The organism is Streptomyces sp. NPDC090077, assembly GCF_044747545.1.
Lineage (GTDB): Bacteria > Actinomycetota > Actinomycetes > Streptomycetales > Streptomycetaceae > Streptomyces.
This window is the reverse complement of sequence record NZ_JBIVEG010000005.1, coordinates 258,345-275,388: the sequence shown is the minus strand read 5'-3', so window position 1 is coordinate 275,388 and position 17,044 is coordinate 258,345. Positions and strand designations below refer to the sequence as shown.

General features: G+C 71.3%; 15 protein-coding genes, 1 tRNA gene and 1 pseudogene. 11 read left to right on the top strand and 6 right to left on the bottom strand.

Going from position 1 to position 17,044, the window contains the following annotated elements:
* Window positions 1-57: 57 nt before the first annotated feature.
* The gene (aceE, locus tag ACIPW5_RS11950) at window positions 58-2,790 is read right to left on the bottom strand and encodes a pyruvate dehydrogenase (acetyl-transferring), homodimeric type (RefSeq protein WP_401243674.1); all 2,733 of its coding nucleotides are present in this window, start codon (window positions 2,788-2,790) and stop codon (window positions 58-60) included.
* A 448-nt stretch (window positions 2,791-3,238) separates the two neighbouring features.
* On the opposite strand from aceE, the gene ACIPW5_RS11945 reads away from it, so the two are divergent.
* From ACIPW5_RS11945 to ACIPW5_RS11920, 6 genes are all read left to right on the top strand, one after another.
* Window positions 3,239-3,664, top strand: a complete 426-nt coding sequence (locus ACIPW5_RS11945) for a DUF3052 domain-containing protein (protein ID WP_401243672.1) — start codon at window positions 3,239-3,241, stop codon at window positions 3,662-3,664.
* A gap of 199 nt (window positions 3,665-3,863) precedes the next feature.
* A complete protein-coding gene (locus ACIPW5_RS11940) occupies window positions 3,864-4,322 on the top strand; it encodes a peroxiredoxin (protein WP_401243671.1) in 459 nt (152 codons plus the stop codon).
* 170 nt (window positions 4,323-4,492) lie between these two features.
* Window positions 4,493-5,068 carry a TerD family protein gene (locus ACIPW5_RS11935; protein WP_385769365.1) on the top strand — a complete coding sequence of 192 codons (576 nt, stop codon included), beginning with the start codon at window positions 4,493-4,495 and terminating at the stop codon, window positions 5,066-5,068.
* Between the two features lie 126 nt (window positions 5,069-5,194).
* Window positions 5,195-5,770 (top strand): TerD family protein, encoded by a 576-nt coding sequence (locus tag ACIPW5_RS11930; RefSeq protein WP_401243669.1) that lies wholly within the window; start codon window positions 5,195-5,197, stop codon window positions 5,768-5,770.
* 25 nt (window positions 5,771-5,795) lie between these two features.
* Complete coding sequence (locus tag ACIPW5_RS11925; RefSeq protein ID WP_401243667.1) at window positions 5,796-6,929, top strand: DUF475 domain-containing protein; 1,134 nt, start codon at window positions 5,796-5,798, stop codon at window positions 6,927-6,929.
* 117 nt (window positions 6,930-7,046) lie between these two features.
* The gene (locus tag ACIPW5_RS11920) at window positions 7,047-7,787 is read left to right on the top strand and encodes a Tellurium resistance (protein ID WP_401243665.1); all 741 of its coding nucleotides are present in this window, start codon (window positions 7,047-7,049) and stop codon (window positions 7,785-7,787) included.
* A gap of 74 nt (window positions 7,788-7,861) precedes the next feature.
* Here ACIPW5_RS11920 and ACIPW5_RS11915 read toward each other — a convergent pair whose 3' ends face one another.
* Window positions 7,862-8,644: a TerD family protein gene (locus tag ACIPW5_RS11915; protein ID WP_401243664.1), complete on the bottom strand. Its 783-nt coding sequence runs from the start codon at window positions 8,642-8,644 to the stop codon at window positions 7,862-7,864.
* A 194-nt stretch (window positions 8,645-8,838) separates the two neighbouring features.
* Here ACIPW5_RS11915 and ACIPW5_RS11910 point away from each other — a divergent pair, with 194 nt between their 5' ends.
* The 4 genes from ACIPW5_RS11910 to ACIPW5_RS11895 are packed head-to-tail and all read left to right on the top strand — an operon-like array spanning window position 8,839 to window position 14,052.
* The gene (locus ACIPW5_RS11910) at window positions 8,839-10,014 is read left to right on the top strand and encodes an HpcH/HpaI aldolase/citrate lyase family protein (RefSeq protein ID WP_401243663.1); all 1,176 of its coding nucleotides are present in this window, start codon (window positions 8,839-8,841) and stop codon (window positions 10,012-10,014) included.
* Window positions 10,015-10,025: 11 nt separating this feature from the next.
* The gene (locus ACIPW5_RS11905) at window positions 10,026-12,536 is read left to right on the top strand and encodes a phosphoribosyltransferase (RefSeq protein ID WP_401243661.1); all 2,511 of its coding nucleotides are present in this window, start codon (window positions 10,026-10,028) and stop codon (window positions 12,534-12,536) included.
* The gene (locus ACIPW5_RS11900) at window positions 12,533-13,366 is read left to right on the top strand and encodes an HAD family hydrolase (protein ID WP_401243659.1); all 834 of its coding nucleotides are present in this window, start codon (window positions 12,533-12,535) and stop codon (window positions 13,364-13,366) included. Before ACIPW5_RS11905 ends, ACIPW5_RS11900 begins: the two co-directional genes overlap by 4 nt.
* 26 nt (window positions 13,367-13,392) lie before the next feature.
* Window positions 13,393-14,052: an O-methyltransferase gene (locus ACIPW5_RS11895; protein WP_401243657.1), complete on the top strand. Its 660-nt coding sequence runs from the start codon at window positions 13,393-13,395 to the stop codon at window positions 14,050-14,052.
* A 15-nt stretch (window positions 14,053-14,067) separates the two neighbouring features.
* Here ACIPW5_RS11895 and ACIPW5_RS11890 read toward each other — a convergent pair whose 3' ends face one another.
* The 3 genes from ACIPW5_RS11890 to ACIPW5_RS11880 all read right to left on the bottom strand — a co-directional run bounded on the left by ACIPW5_RS11890 (window position 14,068) and on the right by ACIPW5_RS11880 (window position 16,310).
* A complete protein-coding gene (locus ACIPW5_RS11890; RefSeq protein WP_401243655.1) occupies window positions 14,068-14,280 on the bottom strand; it encodes a zinc ribbon domain-containing protein in 213 nt (70 codons plus the stop codon).
* 9 nt (window positions 14,281-14,289) lie between these two features.
* Window positions 14,290-14,826 (bottom strand): DUF4383 domain-containing protein, encoded by a 537-nt coding sequence (locus ACIPW5_RS11885; RefSeq protein ID WP_401243860.1) that lies wholly within the window; start codon window positions 14,824-14,826, stop codon window positions 14,290-14,292.
* A 239-nt stretch (window positions 14,827-15,065) separates the two neighbouring features.
* Window positions 15,066-16,310: a hypothetical protein gene (locus ACIPW5_RS11880; protein WP_401243654.1), complete on the bottom strand. Its 1,245-nt coding sequence runs from the start codon at window positions 16,308-16,310 to the stop codon at window positions 15,066-15,068.
* Between the two features lie 106 nt (window positions 16,311-16,416).
* Between ACIPW5_RS11880 and ACIPW5_RS11875 the strand changes: the two genes are divergently transcribed.
* A tRNA-Val gene (locus tag ACIPW5_RS11875) sits at window positions 16,417-16,491 on the top strand.
* A gap of 111 nt (window positions 16,492-16,602) precedes the next feature.
* On the opposite strand, the pseudogene ACIPW5_RS11870 reads toward ACIPW5_RS11875, so the two are convergent.
* Window positions 16,603-16,791, bottom strand: a pseudogene (locus ACIPW5_RS11870) (tyrosine-type recombinase/integrase); the annotation flags it as partial.
* Window positions 16,792-17,044: the final 253 nt, after the last annotated feature.

The window sequence follows — 17,044 nt, the reverse complement described above, 5'->3', positions numbered from 1 at the left end:
GGAACCCGGAAGGGGCGCTGGGACAGGTGTCCCAGCGCCCCTTCGGAAGAGTGACCGCTACGCGTCGCCGCCCGCGGCGCCAGGGTCCGCGGCCGCCACGTCCAGCAGCTGGTACCGGTCGACGGCCTGCTTCAGCACCGAGCGGTCGACCTTGCCCTCACGGGCCAGCTCGGTGAGCACCGCCAGCACGACCGACTGCGCGTCGATGTGGAAGAAGCGCCGCGCCGCGCCGCGCGTGTCCGCGAAGCCGAAGCCGTCCGCGCCCAGCGAGGAGTAGGTGCCCGGCACCCAGCGCGAGATCTGGTCCGGCACCGCGCGCATCCAGTCCGAGACCGCCACGAACGGCCCCTCGGCGCCCGAGAGCTTCCGCGTCACGTACGGGACGCGCTGCTCCTCCTCCGGGTGGAGCAGGTTGTGCTCCTCCACCTCGACGGCCTCGCGGCGCAGCTCGTTCCAGGAGGTCGCCGACCAGACGTCCGCCCGGACGTTCCACTCGGCGGCCAGGATCCGCTGGGCCTCCAGGGCCCACGGCACCGCCACGCCCGAGGCCATGATCTGCGCCCCGACGGCGCCCGAGGTGCCCTGCGAGACCCGGTGGATGCCCGCGAGGATGCCCTCCACGTCGACGCCCGCCGGCTCGGCCGGGTGCTGGATCGGCTCGTTGTAGACCGTCAGGTAGTAGAAGACGTCCTCGGCGTCCGGCCCGTACATCCGCCGCAGACCGTCCTTGACGATGTGCGCGATCTCGTAGCCGTAGGCCGGGTCGTACGCCACGCAGCCCGGGTTCGTCGACGCCAGCAGCAGGGAGTGGCCGTCGGCGTGCTGGAGGCCCTCACCCGTCAGGGTGGTCCGGCCGGCGGTCGCGCCCAGGACGAAACCGCGCGCCAGCTGGTCGGCCATCTGCCAGAACTGGTCACCGGTGCGCTGGAAACCGAACATCGAGTAGAAGACGTAGACCGGGATCAGCGGCTCGCCGTGCGTCGCGTACGCCGAACCCGCGGCGATCAGCGAGGCCGTGCAGCCCGCCTCGGAGATGCCGTCGTGCAGCATCTGGCCGGTCGGGGACTCCTTGTACGCGAGGAGCAGGTCGCGGTCGACCGCCTCGTACTGCTGGCCCAGCGGGTTGTAGATCTTGGCGCTCGGGAAGAACGCGTCCATGCCGAAGGTGCGGTACTCGTCGGGCGCGATCAGCACGAAGCGCTTGCCGATCTCCTTGTCCCGCATCAGGTCCTTCAGGATGCGGACGAAGGCCATCGTGGTGGCGATCGACTGCTGCCCCGAACCCTTCTTGGCCCCCGCGTACGCCTTGTCGTCCGGCAGCTGGAGCGGCTTGGCCCGGACCACGCGCGTCGGCACGTAGCCGCCCAGCGCACTGCGCTGGTCGTGCATGTACTGGATCTCGGGCGAGTTGCGGCCCGGGTGGTAGTACGGCGGCGCGCCGCTCTCCAGCTGGGCGTCCGTGACGGGGATGTGCAGGCGGTCGCGGAAGCGCTTGAGGTCGTCGACCGTCAGCTTCTTCATCTGGTGCGTGGCGTTGCGGCCCTCGAAGTTCGGGCCGAGCGTCCAGCCCTTGACCGTCTGCGCCAGGATCACCGTCGGCTGGCCCTTGTGGGCCTTGGCCGCCGCGTACGCGGCGTAGACCTTCTTGTGGTCGTGGCCGCCGCGGCCCAGGTGCTGGATCTGGTAGTCGGACATGCCCTCGACCATCGCGCGCAGCCGCTGGTCGCCGCCGAAGAAGTGCTCGCGGATGTACGCGCCCGACTCGGTGGCGTACGTCTGGAACTGCCCGTCGGGGGTGGAGTTCATCTTGTTGACCAGGATGCCGTCGCGGTCCTGCGCCAGCAGCGGGTCCCAGGAGCGGTCCCAGATCAGCTTGATGACGTTCCAGCCGGCCCCGCGGAAGATCGACTCCAGCTCCTGGATGATCTTGCCGTTGCCGCGCACCGGGCCGTCGAGGCGCTGGAGGTTGCAGTTCACGACGAAGGTCAGGTTGTCCAGGCCCTCGCGGGCCGCCAGCGACAGCTGGCCCAGCGACTCCGGCTCGTCCATCTCGCCGTCGCCGAGGTACGCCCAGACGTGGGACTTGGAGGTGTCCGCGATCCCGCGCGCCTCCATGTACCGGTTCATCCGCGCCTGGTAGATCGCCCCGAGCGGGCCGAGGCCCATCGAGACGGTCGGGAACTCCCAGAAGTCCGGCATCAGCCGCGGGTGCGGGTAGCTGGACAGGCCGTACGGGGCCTTCGACTTCTCCTGCCGGAACGCGTCGAGCTGCTGCTCGGAGAGCCGGTCCAGGAGGTAGGCGCGGGCGTAGATGCCCGGGGAGGCGTGGCCCTGGAAGAAGATCTGGTCGCCGCCGTCGCCCTCGTCCTTGCCCCGGAAGAAGTGGTTGAAGCCCACGTCGTAGAGGGAGGCGGAGGAGGCGAACGTGGCGATGTGGCCGCCGACGCCGATCCCCGGGCGCTGGGCGCGGGAGACCATGACCGCGGCGTTCCAGCGCGTGGCGTTCAGGACCTTGCGTTCGATCTCCTCGTTACCGGGGAAGAACGGCTCGTCCTTGGTGGCGATGGTGTTGACGTAGTCGGTGCTGCGCATCTCCGGCACGGCCACGCGCTTCTCGCGGGCCCGCTCGATCAGCCGCAGCATCAGGTAGCGGGCGCGCTCGCGGCCCCGCTCGTCGACCGCGGCGTCGAGGGAGTCGAGCCACTCCTTCGTCTCCTCCGGATCGAAGTCCGGGACCTGGCTCGGAAGGCCGCCAATGATGATCGGGTTGCGATCGGATGCGGAAGCCACGCTGTTCCTTCGCTGTCGGGGGAGTCGTGCCCTGGGTCGCCGCCTCCCATGCTCTTACGCCCGGCCGAAATCTTCACCTCTACCACTGGGTAACACCTGGAGCGGGGAAGGAGCGGGCCCTCGTGCCTTGGCCGTGTCGGGCCGAATCGCAACCATACGCCCAAGTCGATCAGCGGGTTCGTAAGGACGTTCGTCCCTCAAACAGGTAGGAAAGTCCTCATGCGCTGCCGAATGAGCTGGAATGGTGTGGGATGAATCACCGGCGGTCTGTCGGGGAAGCCTGAAAGTTGCGGCAAAGTTGCGGCGAGACGGCCGTAAACGTCACCGTTTCGACGGTCTCGGCGGCCTGGTACTTGCGCGATCCGCCGCGCCCGTGTGGACTACGCCCAATGCTGCGCGTACGCGCGCCGCCGAAAGACATTCACCGAACATGAGCAGGAGGCACCCCGTGAGCGCGACCGCGGACCACGCGGAGAGCCTGGCCGCCCGGCTGGGTTTCCAGTCCGAACAGGTGGTCCAGGAGATCGGCTACGACGAGGACGTCGATCAGGAATTCCGTGATGCTGTCGAGACACTCGTCAGCGAGCTCGCCGACGAGGACTACGACGACGTCGCCGACGCCGTGCTGCTGTGGTTCCGCGACGAGGACGGCGACCTGACGGACGCCCTGGTCGACGCGACCGAGCTGGTCGAGGACGGCGCACTGATCCTGCTGCTGACCCCCAAGACGGGCCGTGACGGCTACGTCGAGGCCAGCGACATCAGCGAGGCCGCCGAGACGGCCGGCCTCTCGCTCGCCAAGGGCGGGCCCGTCGGCAAGGAGTGGACCTCCACCAAGCTGGTGACGCCGAAGGCAGCCAAGGCCAAGCGCTGATCTGCGCCCCGCAGCCAAGCGGAACGCACACCCCGCCGACCGGGACTCCCCGGTCGGCGGGGTGTGCGCGTTCCGGGGCCGGCGCGCCCCGCCCGGTCACCGGCGCGCCGGTCCGGGCCGGTCCGCGGGGGCGGGCCGTAGGCTGGGCCTCACCCGAACGGCCCCGTGCGGGGACGCAGGAAACGAAGGGATGCGAGAGATGGCGATCGAGGTCGGACACAAGGCCCCGGACTTCGAGCTCAAGGACAACCACGGCGCGACCGTGCGGCTCTCCGACTTCCGCGGCGAGAAGGCCGTGGTGCTGCTCTTCTACCCCTTCGCCTTCACCGGCGTCTGCACGGGCGAGCTGTGCGAGCTGCGCGACCAGCTTCCCCGCTTCCAGAACGACGACGTGCAGCTGCTGGCCGTCTCCAACGACTCCGTCCCGACCCTGCGCGTCTTCGCGGACCAGGAGGGCCTGGAGTACCCGCTGCTCTCCGACTTCTGGCCGCACGGCGAGACCTCCCGCGCCTACGGCGTCTTCGACGAGGACAAGGGCTGCGCGGTCCGCGGCACCTTCGTCATCGACAAGGACGGCGTCGTGCGCTGGAGCGTCGTCAACGGCCTGCCCGACGCGCGTGACCTGAACGAGTACATCAAGGCCCTCGACAGCCTCTGAGGGCTCCCGCGCCGGGTCCGGGCCCGTACCCGGCCGGACCGGCCGCGGATCCGTCGTCGGCTTCCGTACGAAAACCGCCTGTGGGCGGGAACCCGTCACTAGGATCGAACCGTTGATCCGGTAGCAACGCACGACGGGGCCCCGCCCCAACGAACACCAATGGAGGACCCGTGGGAGTCAGCCTCAGCAAGGGCGGCAACGTCTCGCTGACCAAGGCCGCGCCTAACCTGACGGCGGTCATCGTCGGTCTGGGCTGGGACGCTCGCACCACCACCGGTGTCGACTTCGACCTCGACGCCAGCGCGATCCTGACCAACGACCAGGGCAAGGTCGCCAACGACTCGAACTTCGTGTTCTTCAACAACCTGAAGAGCCCGGACGGGTCGGTCGAGCACACCGGCGACAACACCACCGGTGAGGGCGAGGGCGACGACGAGGCCATCAAGGTCAACCTCGCCGGCGTCCCGGGCGACGTCGCCAAGATCGTCTTCCCCGTCTCGATCTACGAGGCCGAGAGCCGCCAGCAGAGCTTCGGCCAGGTCCGCAACGCCTACATCCGCGTCGTGAACCAGGCCGACAACACCGAGCTCGCCCGCTACGACCTCTCCGAGGACGCCTCGACCGAGACCGCCATGGTCTTCGGCGAGCTGTACCGCAACGGCGCCGAGTGGAAGTTCCGCGCCATCGGCCAGGGCTACGCCTCGGGCCTGCGCGGCATCGCGCAGGACTTCGGCGTCAACGTCTGAGCCGACATCCGAGAGCAGTTCCTCCGTCCGGCGCCGTGCACCCCTGTGTACGGCGCCGGACCGGCTTTGCCACCATGAGCGGGTGGCTCGGCCACCACCACCACGTCGTCCGGGGAGGACCACATCATGGGCGTCACACTCGCCAAGGGGGGCAACGTCTCCCTGTCCAAGGCCGCACCGAACCTGACCCGGGTTCTGATCGGTCTCGGATGGGACGCGCGCTCGACCACGGGGGCGGACTTCGACCTCGACGCCAGCGCACTGCTGTGCAACAGCGGCCGGGTGCTGGGGGACGAGTACTTCGTCTTCTACAACAACCTCAAGAGCCCCGAGGGCTCCGTCGAACACACCGGGGACAACCTCACCGGCGAGGGTGAAGGCGACGACGAGTCGATCATCATCGACCTCACGAAGGTCCCCGCCCACGTCGACAAGATCGTCTTCCCGGTCTCGATCCACGAGGCGGACTCCCGCAGGCAGAGCTTCGGCCAGGTGAGCAACGCCTTCATCCGCGTGGTGAACATGGCCGACGACCAGGAACTCGCCCGCTACGACCTGACCGAGGACGCCTCCAGCGAGACCGCGATGATCTTCGGCGAGGTCTACCGGTACGGGGGCGAATGGAAGTTCCGTGCGGTAGGGCAGGGGTACGCGTCGGGGCTCCGGGGCATCGCTCTAGACTTCGGGGTCAACGTTTCGTAAAGCCGTACAAGACGATGGGGTGCCAGTGGTTCTCAAAACCTTCGGCTGGTCGTTCGCAGTCACTGCGCTCGGTCTGGTCGCAGCGGTGTTCTACGGGGGGTGGACCGCTTTTGGGATCGTGGCGATCCTGTCGATCCTCGAAATCTCGCTGTCCTTCGACAACGCGGTGGTCAACGCCGGAATCCTGAAGAAGATGAACGCCTTCTGGCAGAAGATCTTCCTCACGATCGGCGTGCTCATCGCCGTGTTCGGCATGCGCCTGGTCTTCCCCGTCGTCATCGTGGCGGTCAGCGCCAAGATCGGGCCGATCGAGGCCGTCGACCTGGCGATGACGGACAAGGAGATGTACCAGCAGCTGGTGACGGACGCCCACCCGTCCATCGCCGCCTTCGGCGGCATGTTCCTGCTGATGATCTTCCTCGACTTCATCTTCGAGGACCGCGACATCAAGTGGCTCGCCTGGCTGGAGCGCCCGCTCGCCAAGCTCGGCAAGATCGACATGCTGTCGGCGTGCATCGCGCTGATCGTCCTGGTCATCACCTCGATGACCTTCGCCGCCAACGCCCACCAGCACGGCGGCGTCCACGTGGACAAGGCGCAGACGGTCCTGGTCTCCGGTGTCCTCGGCCTGATCACCTACATGATCGTCGGCGGTCTCTCCGGCTACTTCGAGAACAAGCTCGAAGAGGAGGAAGAGGCCGAGCACGAGGCGGAGGAAGCGGCCAAGAAGAGCGGCAAGCCCGTCTCGGCCGTCGCCATGGCCGGCAAGGCCGCGTTCTTCATGTTCCTCTACCTCGAGGTCCTCGACGCGTCCTTCTCCTTCGACGGCGTCATCGGCGCCTTCGCCATCACCAACGACATCGTGCTCATGGCGCTCGGCCTCGGCATCGGCGCCATGTACGTCCGGTCGCTCACGGTCTACCTGGTCCGCCAGGGCACCCTGGACGACTACGTCTACCTGGAGCACGGCGCGCACTACGCGATCGGCGCCCTCGCCGTGATCCTGCTCGTCACCATCCAGTACGAGATCAACGAGGTCATCACCGGCCTGGTCGGTGTCGTGCTCATCGCCTGGTCCTTCTGGTCCTCCGTGCGCCGCAACAAGCGGCTGGAGGCCGAGGGCGGCGAGAGCCCCGCGGAGGTCGGCGCCGGGGTGTGACCCGGCCCTGATTGCGGAACGCTTCCATCAGCGACGGGGCGGCCGCGCGGATCCACTGGACCGCGCGGCCGCCCCGCCGCACTTTCCGCTGCACGGACCGACCTGGGGGGTTGGAACATGGGGTTCTTCGACGGGATCAGGGGCGCTCGCGCCATGGGCTTCGACTCGGGCAACGCCTCGTCGAACGCCATCGAGCTCACCAAACGGCAACCGACGGTATCGCTCACCAAACAGCAGGCCGTCCACGGCAACATGCGCGTCAACCTCTCCTGGCGGATGCGCACCTCCGACTTCGGGGGCCGCTCCGGCCAGAGCGGGCAGCTCTTCCGGCACCCGTTCAAACTCTTCAAACCCGACATCGTGCAGGCCCACACCCAGGGCATGGTCAACGTGGACCTGGACATGGGCTGCCTCTACGAGCTGACCGACGGCACCCGGGGCGCCGTCCAGCCCCTGGGCAACCTGCTTGGCGACCTCAACGACCCGCCGTACGTGAAGCTCAGCGGCGACGACCGGTTCGGATCGGGCTCGGGGGAGACCCTCTACATCAACCTCGACCACGCCGACGAGATCAAACGGCTGCTGGTCTTCGTCTACATCTACGACCAGACCCCGGCCTTCGACCGGACCCACGCCCTGGTCACCCTCTACCCGACCGCCGGGCCCCGGATCGAGATCCCGCTGGACGAGCGGCACCCGCAGGCCCGCTCCTGCGCGGTGCTGTCCATGGAGAAGGTCAAGGGCGAGCTGATCGTGCGCCGCGAGGTGAAGTTCGTGTACGGGTTCCAGGCCGAGCTGGACCGGCTGTACGGCTGGGGGCTCCAGTGGGGCCGCGGCTACAAGAGCACCAAGGCCTGAGGCCCGGGGCGGCCGGGAGCGGGCCGGGTGCGGGAGCGGGCCGGCGGGGGCCGGGCGGGCCCCCGTCCGGCCCGTCAGCGGCGGATGAACTGCGGACCCTGCACCGGGAGCCGGAACGACGGGTCCCCGCCCGGGGCCGGCACCGGGACCGGGGACACCGGCTGCGGGTACCCGTACGCGGGCTGGGCGGCCGGCGGGGCCTGGGTGACCGGCGTGGGCGCCGGGGGCCGCATGGCCGCGGTCCGGTCGTCCCCGGCACTGGCTCCGGCCCCGGCACCGGCGGCCGGAGCCGCCACGTCCGGCTCGGCGGCGTTCTCGTCGACCGAGATGCCGTGGTCGGTGGCCAGCCCCACCAGCCCGTCGGAGTAGCCCTCGCCCAGCGCGCGGAACTTCCACCCTTCGCCCCTGCGGTACAGCTCCCCGCAGATCAGCGCCGTCTCGGCGCCGGTCTCCGGGTGGACGTCGAAGTGGGCCAGAGGCTCGGGAGCGCCGCCCGGCGTGGCGTCGTACAGCTGGATCCGCAGGTCGCGGACCTGCTCGAACGGCACGTCCTCGGCGGAGGCCACCACCAGGACCCGGTCCACGACCGGCGGCACGGACCGCAGGTCCGCCTGGACCGCGTCGGTGACCGCGTCGCCGACCTGCTTCTTGCCCAGCCGCCACACGGACCCCGAGGGGTGCCGGGGCTGGTTGTAGAAGACGAAGTCCTCGTCCGAGCGCACGCGCCCGTCCGCTCCCACGAGCAGCGCGGAGGCGTCCACGTCCGGCACCTCCGGTCCGGTGGTCCAGCGCAGCACCGCCCGGACCGCCGTGGCGGTCACCGGGATGTTGGAGCCCTTCTGCATCGCGTGCGTCATGCCCGTCATCCTGCCCTCCCGGGCCCGACCGGGACAATGCGGCCCCCCGTAGGGCCTTGTCCCGAACGCGAGAGCTGGGCATGGTGCAAGAGGGTTACCTGAACTTCATGTGCTTGAGGAACTCTTGACTCGCGTTCGTACGTACTATTACCGGCCACGCCAGTTGGGCCGCCGAGGCAGTACGGGGGAAGCACATGCGTCACTTCGGGCACATATCGCCCACCGTCCGCAAGGGCCTCTTCCACCAGGAGCCCGCGGAATTCGACCTGGCCTCCCCGGCCCGCACCCTGGCGGCCGCGCTCGGGGCCACCCTCTACAGCCCGGCCATCCGGCCGCGGCTGGCCGAGGACATCCGCAAGCAGGCCGGCCGCGGAGTCGTCTCCATGGTCCTCTGCCTGGAGGATTCCATCAGCGACACCGAGGTCGTGGGCGGCGAGGAGAACCTCGTCCGGCAGTTCGCAGACCTCGAAGCCGAGGGCGCAGGACCCGAGGGGCTCCCGCTCCTCTTCATCCGCGTCCGCACCCCCGAGCAGATACCCGACCTCGTCCGGCGCCTCGGCGGCTCGGCCCGGAATCTGGCCGGATTCGTACTACCGAAGTTCACCGAAAGCCGCGGAACGGCCTTCCTGGACGCCGTCGCCCACGCCGAGGCCGCCGCCGGACTGCCCCGCCTGTATGCCATGCCGGTCCTGGAGACCCCCGACCTCCTCCACCTGGAGACCCGCGTCGAGGCCCTCGCCGGCATCAAGCGCACCGTCAACCTCTACCGCGAGCGGGTCCTCGCCCTGCGCCTGGGCGTCACCGACTTCTGCTCCGTGTACGGACTGCGCCGCACTCCCGACATGACCGCGTACGACGTCCAGATCGTCGCCGGTGTCATCGCCGACGTGGTCAACGTGCTCAGCCGCGCCGACGGCACCGGCTTCACCGTCACCGGCCCCGTCTGGGAGTACTTCCGCAGCCAGCAGCGCCTCTTCAAGCCCCAGCTGCGCCGCAGCCCCTTCCTGGAGGAGGGCGTCGAGGAGCTGCGCACCGCCCTGATCGAACACGACCTGGACGGGCTGCTGCGCGAGATCGAGCTCGACCGCGCCAACGGGCTGCTCGGCAAGACCTGCATCCACCCGGCCCACGTCACGCCGGTGCACGCGCTGTCGGTGGTCTCCCACGAGGAGTTCAGCGACGCCCAGGACATCCTGCGCCCCGAGCGCGGCGGCGGCGGAGTGATGCGCTCCGCCTACACGAACAAGATGAACGAGGTGAAGCCCCACCGGGCCTGGGCCGAGCGCACCATGCTGCGCGCCGAGGTCTTCGGTGTGGCGAAGGAGGAGGTCGGCTTCGTCGACCTCCTGACGGCCGGGCTCCAGGTGTGAGCGGGCCCGCCATGACGAGGAAGGGCAAGACGATCGACACGGTGTGGTCGGGAACCTGGGTCGCCGAGCGGCTGGGCGTGGACCTGGGCCAGGCGGCCGGCGAGGCATCGCCGCCGCTGAAGGAGCTCCTCGGGCTGGCCCTGCGGCGCAATCCGAAGCGGGCCCACCTGCTGGTCTCGCAGGTGCTGGGCAAGCACGTCCCGCAGTCGCCCGAGGCCGTGTACGCGGCCGGCCACGGGCTCGGCGTGCGGGTGCGCGAGCTGCTCGGCGACTCCGCCGCCGACGCGGTGGTGCTCGGCTACGCGGAGACCGCCACCGGGCTCGGCCACTGCGTCGCCGACGGCCTCGGCCCCGCCCCCTACCTGCACTCCACCCGCCGCCCGGTGCCCGGGGTGCGGCCCGCCGGCGGGTTCGAGGAGGCCCACTCGCACGCCACCTCGCACCTCCTGCTGCCCGAGGACCCCGCGCTGCTGGCGGGGCGGGGGCCGCTGGTCCTCGTCGACGACGAGTTCTCCACCGGCAACACGGTCCTGAACACCATCCGCGACCTCCACTCGCGCCACCCGCGCGCGCACTACGTGGTCGTCGCCCTCGTGGACATGCGCTCCGCCGCCGACCGCGACCGGCTCACCGGCTTCGCCGCCGAGCTGGGCGCGCGGGTGGACCTGATCGCCCTGGCCTCCGGGACGGTCTCCCTCCCGGACGGGGTCCTGGAGAAGGGGCGGGCCCTGGTCGAGGAGCACGAGGCCGCCGGTGCCACGGCTCCGGATCCGGCCGAGGGCGTCGCGGAGGGCGTCGCGCGGACGGTCACCCGGGTGGCGCTCGGCTGGCCCGCCGGGCTGCCGGACGGCGGCCGCCACGGCTTCACCGCCGCCCACCGCGAGGTGCTGGAGGCCGCCCTGCCCGCCATGGCCGCACGGCTCTCCGACGCGCTCGGCCCGCTCGGGGCGGAGTCCCGGGGGAGGGTCCTCGTCCTCGGCAACGAGGAGCTGATGTACGCGCCGCTGCGCCTCGCGCTGGCCCTGGAACGGTCCGGGACGGCCCGCGAGGTGCGGTTCTCCACCACCACCCGCTCGCCCGTGCTCGCCGTCGACGACCCCGGCTACGCCATCCGCACCCGGCTGGTCTTCCCCGCGCACGACGCCCCCGCCGACGGGCCCGGCGACCGCTACGCCTACAACGTCGCCGGCGCCGGCTTCGACACCGTCGTCGCCGTCGTCGACTCCGCCGCGGACACCCCCGAGCTGCACGCCGGGCTGCTGGCCCGGCTCGCCCCGCACACCGGCCGGGTCCTCCTGGCCGTCGTCCCGTCCCACACCCCGTCCCACACCCCGTCCCACCTCCCCGACGACCGGCAGGAGCCGACCGTGACCGAGCCGCAGCTGCCCGAACCGCTGCGGGGGCCGGCGTTCTCCTCGTACGCCCCCGAGGACGTCGGCTGGCTCCTCCAGGACCTCTCCGACGTGCGGCTGGAGGCCCCGACCGAGGAGCGCGAGGAGGCCATCCAGGCCGGCGGCGCCCACTACGCCGAGTCCCTGCCCGTCGAGTACCAGCCCTCCCCGCAGTACCAGGAGCTCTACCGCAGCGCCCTCGACGCCTCCGCGGCCCGGATCGCCCGCGCCGTCGGCACCGTCACCGAGACCGTGCTCGCCGAGCGCTCCCCGTCACCCGTGCTGGTCTCCCTGGCCCGCGCCGGGACCCCCGTCGGCGTGCTGATGCGCCGCTGGGCCCGCGCCCGGCACGGCCTGGACCTGCCGCACTACGCCGTCTCCATCGTCCGCGGCCGGGGCATCGACGCCAACGCCCTGCGCTGGCTCGCCGCCCACCACGACCCCGCCGACGTGGTCTTCGTCGACGGCTGGACCGGCAAGGGGGCCATCACCCGCGAGCTGCGCGAGGCCCTCCGGGAGTTCCCCGGCTTCAACCCGGAGATCGTCGTCCTCGCCGACCCCGGCTCCTGCGTGGACACCTACGGCACCCGCGAGGACTTCCTGATCCCGTCCGCGTGCCTCAACTCCACCGTCTCCGGCCTCGTCTCCCGTACGGTGCTCAGGTCCGACCTGGTCGGCCCCCGCGACTTCCACGGCGCGAAGTTCTACCGGGAGCTGGCCGGAGCCGACGTCTCCGCCGCCTTCGTCGACACCGTGGCCGCCCGCTTCGACGAGGTCGCCGACGCGGTCGCCGCCGAGGTCAAGGAGCTCCTCGCCGCCGACCGCACCCCGACCTGGGAGGGCTGGGCGGCGGTGGAGCGGATCAGCGAGGAGTACGGCATCCACGACGTCAACCTGGTCAAGCCCGGCGTCGGCGAGACCACCCGGGTGCTGCTGCGCCGCGTGCCGTGGAAGATCCTGGCCCAGCGCGGCGCCGGCTCCGACCTGGACCACGTACGCCTGCTCGCCGAGCAGCGCGGAGTGCCCGTCGAGGAGGTCGACGGCCTCCCGTACACCTGTGTAGGACTCATCCACCCCCGCTTCACGCGCGGCGCCACCGGCGCCGACGGAAAGGCAGTGGCCTCCCAGTGACCCGCCAAGAGACCGTCCTCGTAGCCAGTGACCTCGACCGGACCCTCATCTACTCCTCGGCCGCCCTCGGCCTGACCATGCCCGACCCGCAGGCGCCCCGGCTGCTGTGCGTCGAGGTGCACGAGGGCAAGCCGCTGTCCTACATGACGGAGACGGCGGCGGCCCTCCTCGCGGAACTGGCCGCCGACCCGTCGGCGGTCTTCGTCCCGACCACCACCCGCACCCGCAAGCAGTACCAGCGGATCCGCTTCCCCGGCCCCCCGGCCCGGTACGCCATCTGCGCCAACGGCGGCCAGCTGCTGGTGGACGGCGTCCCGGACCGGGACTGGCGGCGCGCGGTCGCCGGACGCCTCGCGGCGGAGTGCGCCCCGCTGGAGGAGGTGCACCGGCACCTGCTGGCCGTGTCCGACCCCGCGTGGCTGCGCAAGGCGCGGCTGGCCGAGGACCTCTTCGCGTACCTGGTCGTCGAACGGGACCTGGTGCCCGGCGAATGGCTCAAGGCGCTCACCGAGTGGTCCGAGGCCCGGGGCTGGACGGTCTCCCTCCAGGGCCGCAAGATCTACGCCGTCCCGCGTCCGCTGACCAAGAGCGCCGCGATGCACGAGGTCGCCCGCCGCACGGGAGCGGCCACCACCCTCGCCGCCGGGGACTCCCTCCTCGACGCCGACCTGCTGCTCGCCGCCGACCGGGCCTGGCGGCCGGGGCACGGGGAGCTCGCCGACGCGGGCTGGACCGCCCCCACGGTGACGGCCCTCGGCACGGCCGGCGTCCTGGCGGGGGAGGAGATCGTCCGCGCGTTCCGCCGGGCGGTCGGCGCCGCGGCCGCCTGACCGCGGGCGGTTGGCACACTGACCGCATGACCAAGGGCAACAGCACCAAGATCACCGACGAGCTCTACCAGTACGTCCTGGCCCACAACCCCCCGCTGGACGAGATCCAGCGGGGGCTCGTGCGGACCACCTGGGAGAAGTTCCCCGAGTCGGCCGGGATGCAGTCCGCGGAGGAACAGGGGCCGCTGCTGGCCTTCCTGGTCCGGCTGACCGGCGCCCGCCACATCGTGGAGGTCGGCACCTTCACCGGCTTCTCGGCCCTGTCCATGGCCCGGGCCCTCCCGGCCGACGGCCGCCTGATCGCCTGCGACATCTCCGAGGAGTGGACCGCGTACGGCCGCGAGGCCTGGGCGGCAGCCGGCGTCGCGGACCGCATCGACCTGCGCATCGCCCCGGCGCTGGAAACCCTGCGCGCCATGCCGGCGGAGCCGCACGTCGACATGGCGTACGTCGACGCCGACAAGGAGAACCAGATCCTCTACTGGGAGGAACTGGTGCCGAGGCTGCGCCCGGGCGGCCTGATCGTCACCGACAACACCCTGTACCACGGCACCGTCCTCGACGAATCCCCGCAGAGCCGGGGCGCGAGCGTCCGCGCGTTCAACGAGCACGCCCTCGCGGACACCCGCATGGAGTCCGTCCTCCTGGCGATCTCGGACGGCCTCACCCTCTCGCGCAAGCGCTAAGGCTCACCGGGAGGATCAGCCGCAGCCGCCCCCGCCGCAGCAGCCGCCCCCGCCCGCCGGCATGGGCGCGGGGGCACCGCCGGTCCCGCCGACGGCGACGGCGGAGAGCAGCTTGACGGTGTCGGCGTGCCCGGCGGGGCAGTCTGCGGGCGCGGACGACTCGGCCATCGGACGGCTCACCTCGAAGGTGTCGTCGCAGGTCCGGCAGCGGTATTCGTAACGAGGCATGCGCACAGGCTACGCAGTGCCGTGCCCCGTCCGGTATCCCCCGCCGATCCGCGTCTCGCGCGCCGCCTGTTCGGGATGGCGGGCGCGCCAGTACGGATTGTCGTGCGGCAGGGCACTGCCCACCCGCCCGTACATGCCGAACCACATCAGCATCACGCCGACCACGAAGCTGAACAGCACGTTCTGGATGTGGAACGCCAGGAAGTTCAGGCCGGTGTCCAGCAGCGCGAGGTTGACGAACCCGCTCACGATGAAGGCGATCCCGAGCACGATGTTCAGGGTGGAGGCGAAGGTCCCGCCGATCACCATTCCGGCGAACAGCAGCGCCCCGATGCAGATCGACAGGACGCTGAGCGCCCCGTTCGTGTTCAGCGCGAGCACCGTGTCGCCGCCGGTGTCGAAGAAACCGATCCGGTTGACCAGCCCCAGGATGCCGAAGACCACCAGCAGCAGCCCGGTCAGGCCGGCGCCGACCCGGTACACCTTGCTGAGCTTGTGGTCCGTCGGCAGGTGCTCGTCCAGCCGGGCGTTGACCGGGTGCAGCATCCGCTCCACCAGGCCCGGACCCTGCCGCTCCGGTGCAGGCCCGTACGGTTCGTGCGGCACGTAGGGCGCGTAGTGCTCGTGCGGCTCGGTGCACCCGTAGGCCGCGTGCGCCGCGTACGGCTCGTGGGGTACGGGGTCGGCAGCCCGCTGCGTGCGGGGCCGGTGGAACGTGTGGGCAGCCATGGCGCCCTCCTCAGTCCGCTGTTCCGTTCCAGCATCCGCCGCCGCCCGCGGCCTGGCTACCCCACCGCGCGCTGGTCGCGGATGTCCGACACCACCCGGCCCACCGCCGCCCGGACCTGCTCCAGCTCCTGGAGGAAGTGCCAGTAGTCCGGGTGCCGCCCCTCCAGCCCCGCCAGCGCCCGCTCCATCCGCGCCACCGCCTCGTCCAGCGGCCGCGCGTGCCGCGGATCGGGCACGCTCCGGCCGGCCATCGCCAGCCGCTGCGCGTCCCGGACCGCGAAGCGGGTCCGCTCCACCTCGGCCTTCGGGTCCCGCGCCACCGCCTCCAGCCGCGTCAGCCTGTCCTGCGCGGCCGACACCGCCTCGTCGGTGGCGTCCAGCGCGGCCCGCACCGCCTCGACCAGCGCCGTTACGTCGGCCCAGCGCTGCTCCTCGCGCGCCCGGGCGGCCTCCCCGAGCCGCTCCTCCGCCTGCGCGACGTCCCGTACCGCCTGATCGGGAACGTGCTGGAGGTCCTGCCAGCAGGCCGCACTGAACCGCCGCCTCAGCTCGCTGAGCACCGGATCCACCCGGTCGGCCCGGTTGCGCAGCGCCTGCGCCCGGGTCCGCAGGCTCACCAGCCGCCGGTCCACCTCGGCGGCCCGCTCCGGCAGCCGCGCCGCCTCGGCCCGCACGGCCTCCGCGTCCCGCAGGATCCGGTCCGCCCGCTGCACGGTCTCCTGCACCCCGTGCTGCGCCGCGCCCTGGTTCAGCTTCGTCAGCTCCGGCCCCAGCGCCGCCAGCCGCGCCGCGAGGTCGTCGGCCCGCATCCCCCCGGCCCGCGCGGCGTCCAGCGCGTCACTCGCCGCCAGCAGCGCCGCCCGCGCCCGCTCCCGCGCCGGCGCGACCCGCGCCAGCTGCGTCTCCGCCTTGTCCAGCAGCGGCTGCAGCCCCTGCGCGAACCGCTCCAGCTCCCCCTTGACCCGCACCAGCTCGTCCCGCGCCCGCGTCAGCTGCTCCCGCGCGCGCGAGGCGACGGAGCCCTCCAGGTCGACCCGGTCCAGGTCGTGCGCGTCGACGGCCTCGATGTAGCCGTGGCTGACCTCGTCGATCCGCCGCCCGAGCGCCGCGAACCCCTCGGCGGCCTGCCGCGCCGCGGGAGACCCGTCGGCGGCGGCGATGGTCTCCATGGAGATCCGCAGATCCCGCTGCGCGGTGTCCAGCTCGTAGAACGCGGCCGCGGCGGCATCCTTCGCCGCCTGCGCATCCGCCCGCCGACCCTCGTCCCGCCCGCCGAACCACCGCCGGGATGCCGTCGTCACAATCCCTCTCCCGTGCCGCGTCCGCCCATGCCCCGCCCCATTCTCCCCCACGGGAACGTGATTGCGTGGGGGGTCCGCCCTGCATGTAGGCTGTCCACTCGTCCACGGGTGTGTAGCTCAGGGGTAGAGCGCTGCTCTTACAAAGCAGATGTCGGCGGTTCGAAACCGTCCACGCCCACCAGCGAAAAGACCCCCTGCCGATCATGGCAGGGGGTCTTTTGCATCCACAGCTGACAACAACGCCAGCGGTCAGAGCCGGTCACGACGCTGCCGAAGCAGCCGGTTCACGTGCCGTGACGGCGATTTGCGAGTGCCCGAGGATCTCCATCGCGACCCGGGGCGGTACGCCAACGGCGGTCAGCAGCGTCGCGGTCCCGTGCTGGGCGTCGTGCAGCCGGATCACCCGAAGCCCGGCATCCTTGGCCACGCGGGTGAACGACCGGTACACGTTCCGCGGCTCGATCGGCCGACCCGTCCATGTGCGCCCACGCCAACAGGTCCCACAAGGCCGCGCTCTTCGCCGAAGCCGGAGCCGCCTTTCCCACGGCTTCGCCGTAGGAGCCACGTGGGACCTGTTACAGGTTTCTCTACCTCATCAAGCACCCGGCTCCGCTCTGGCGCGACGCTCCTGCCTTCGGTCCGCTCCGCGCGCGCTGCGCCGATGTCCGCCCCTACAGCGGGATAGGCCCGAAGGTATCCACCGCTCGCGAGTGCCGGCCGAAGAGGGCGAGAGC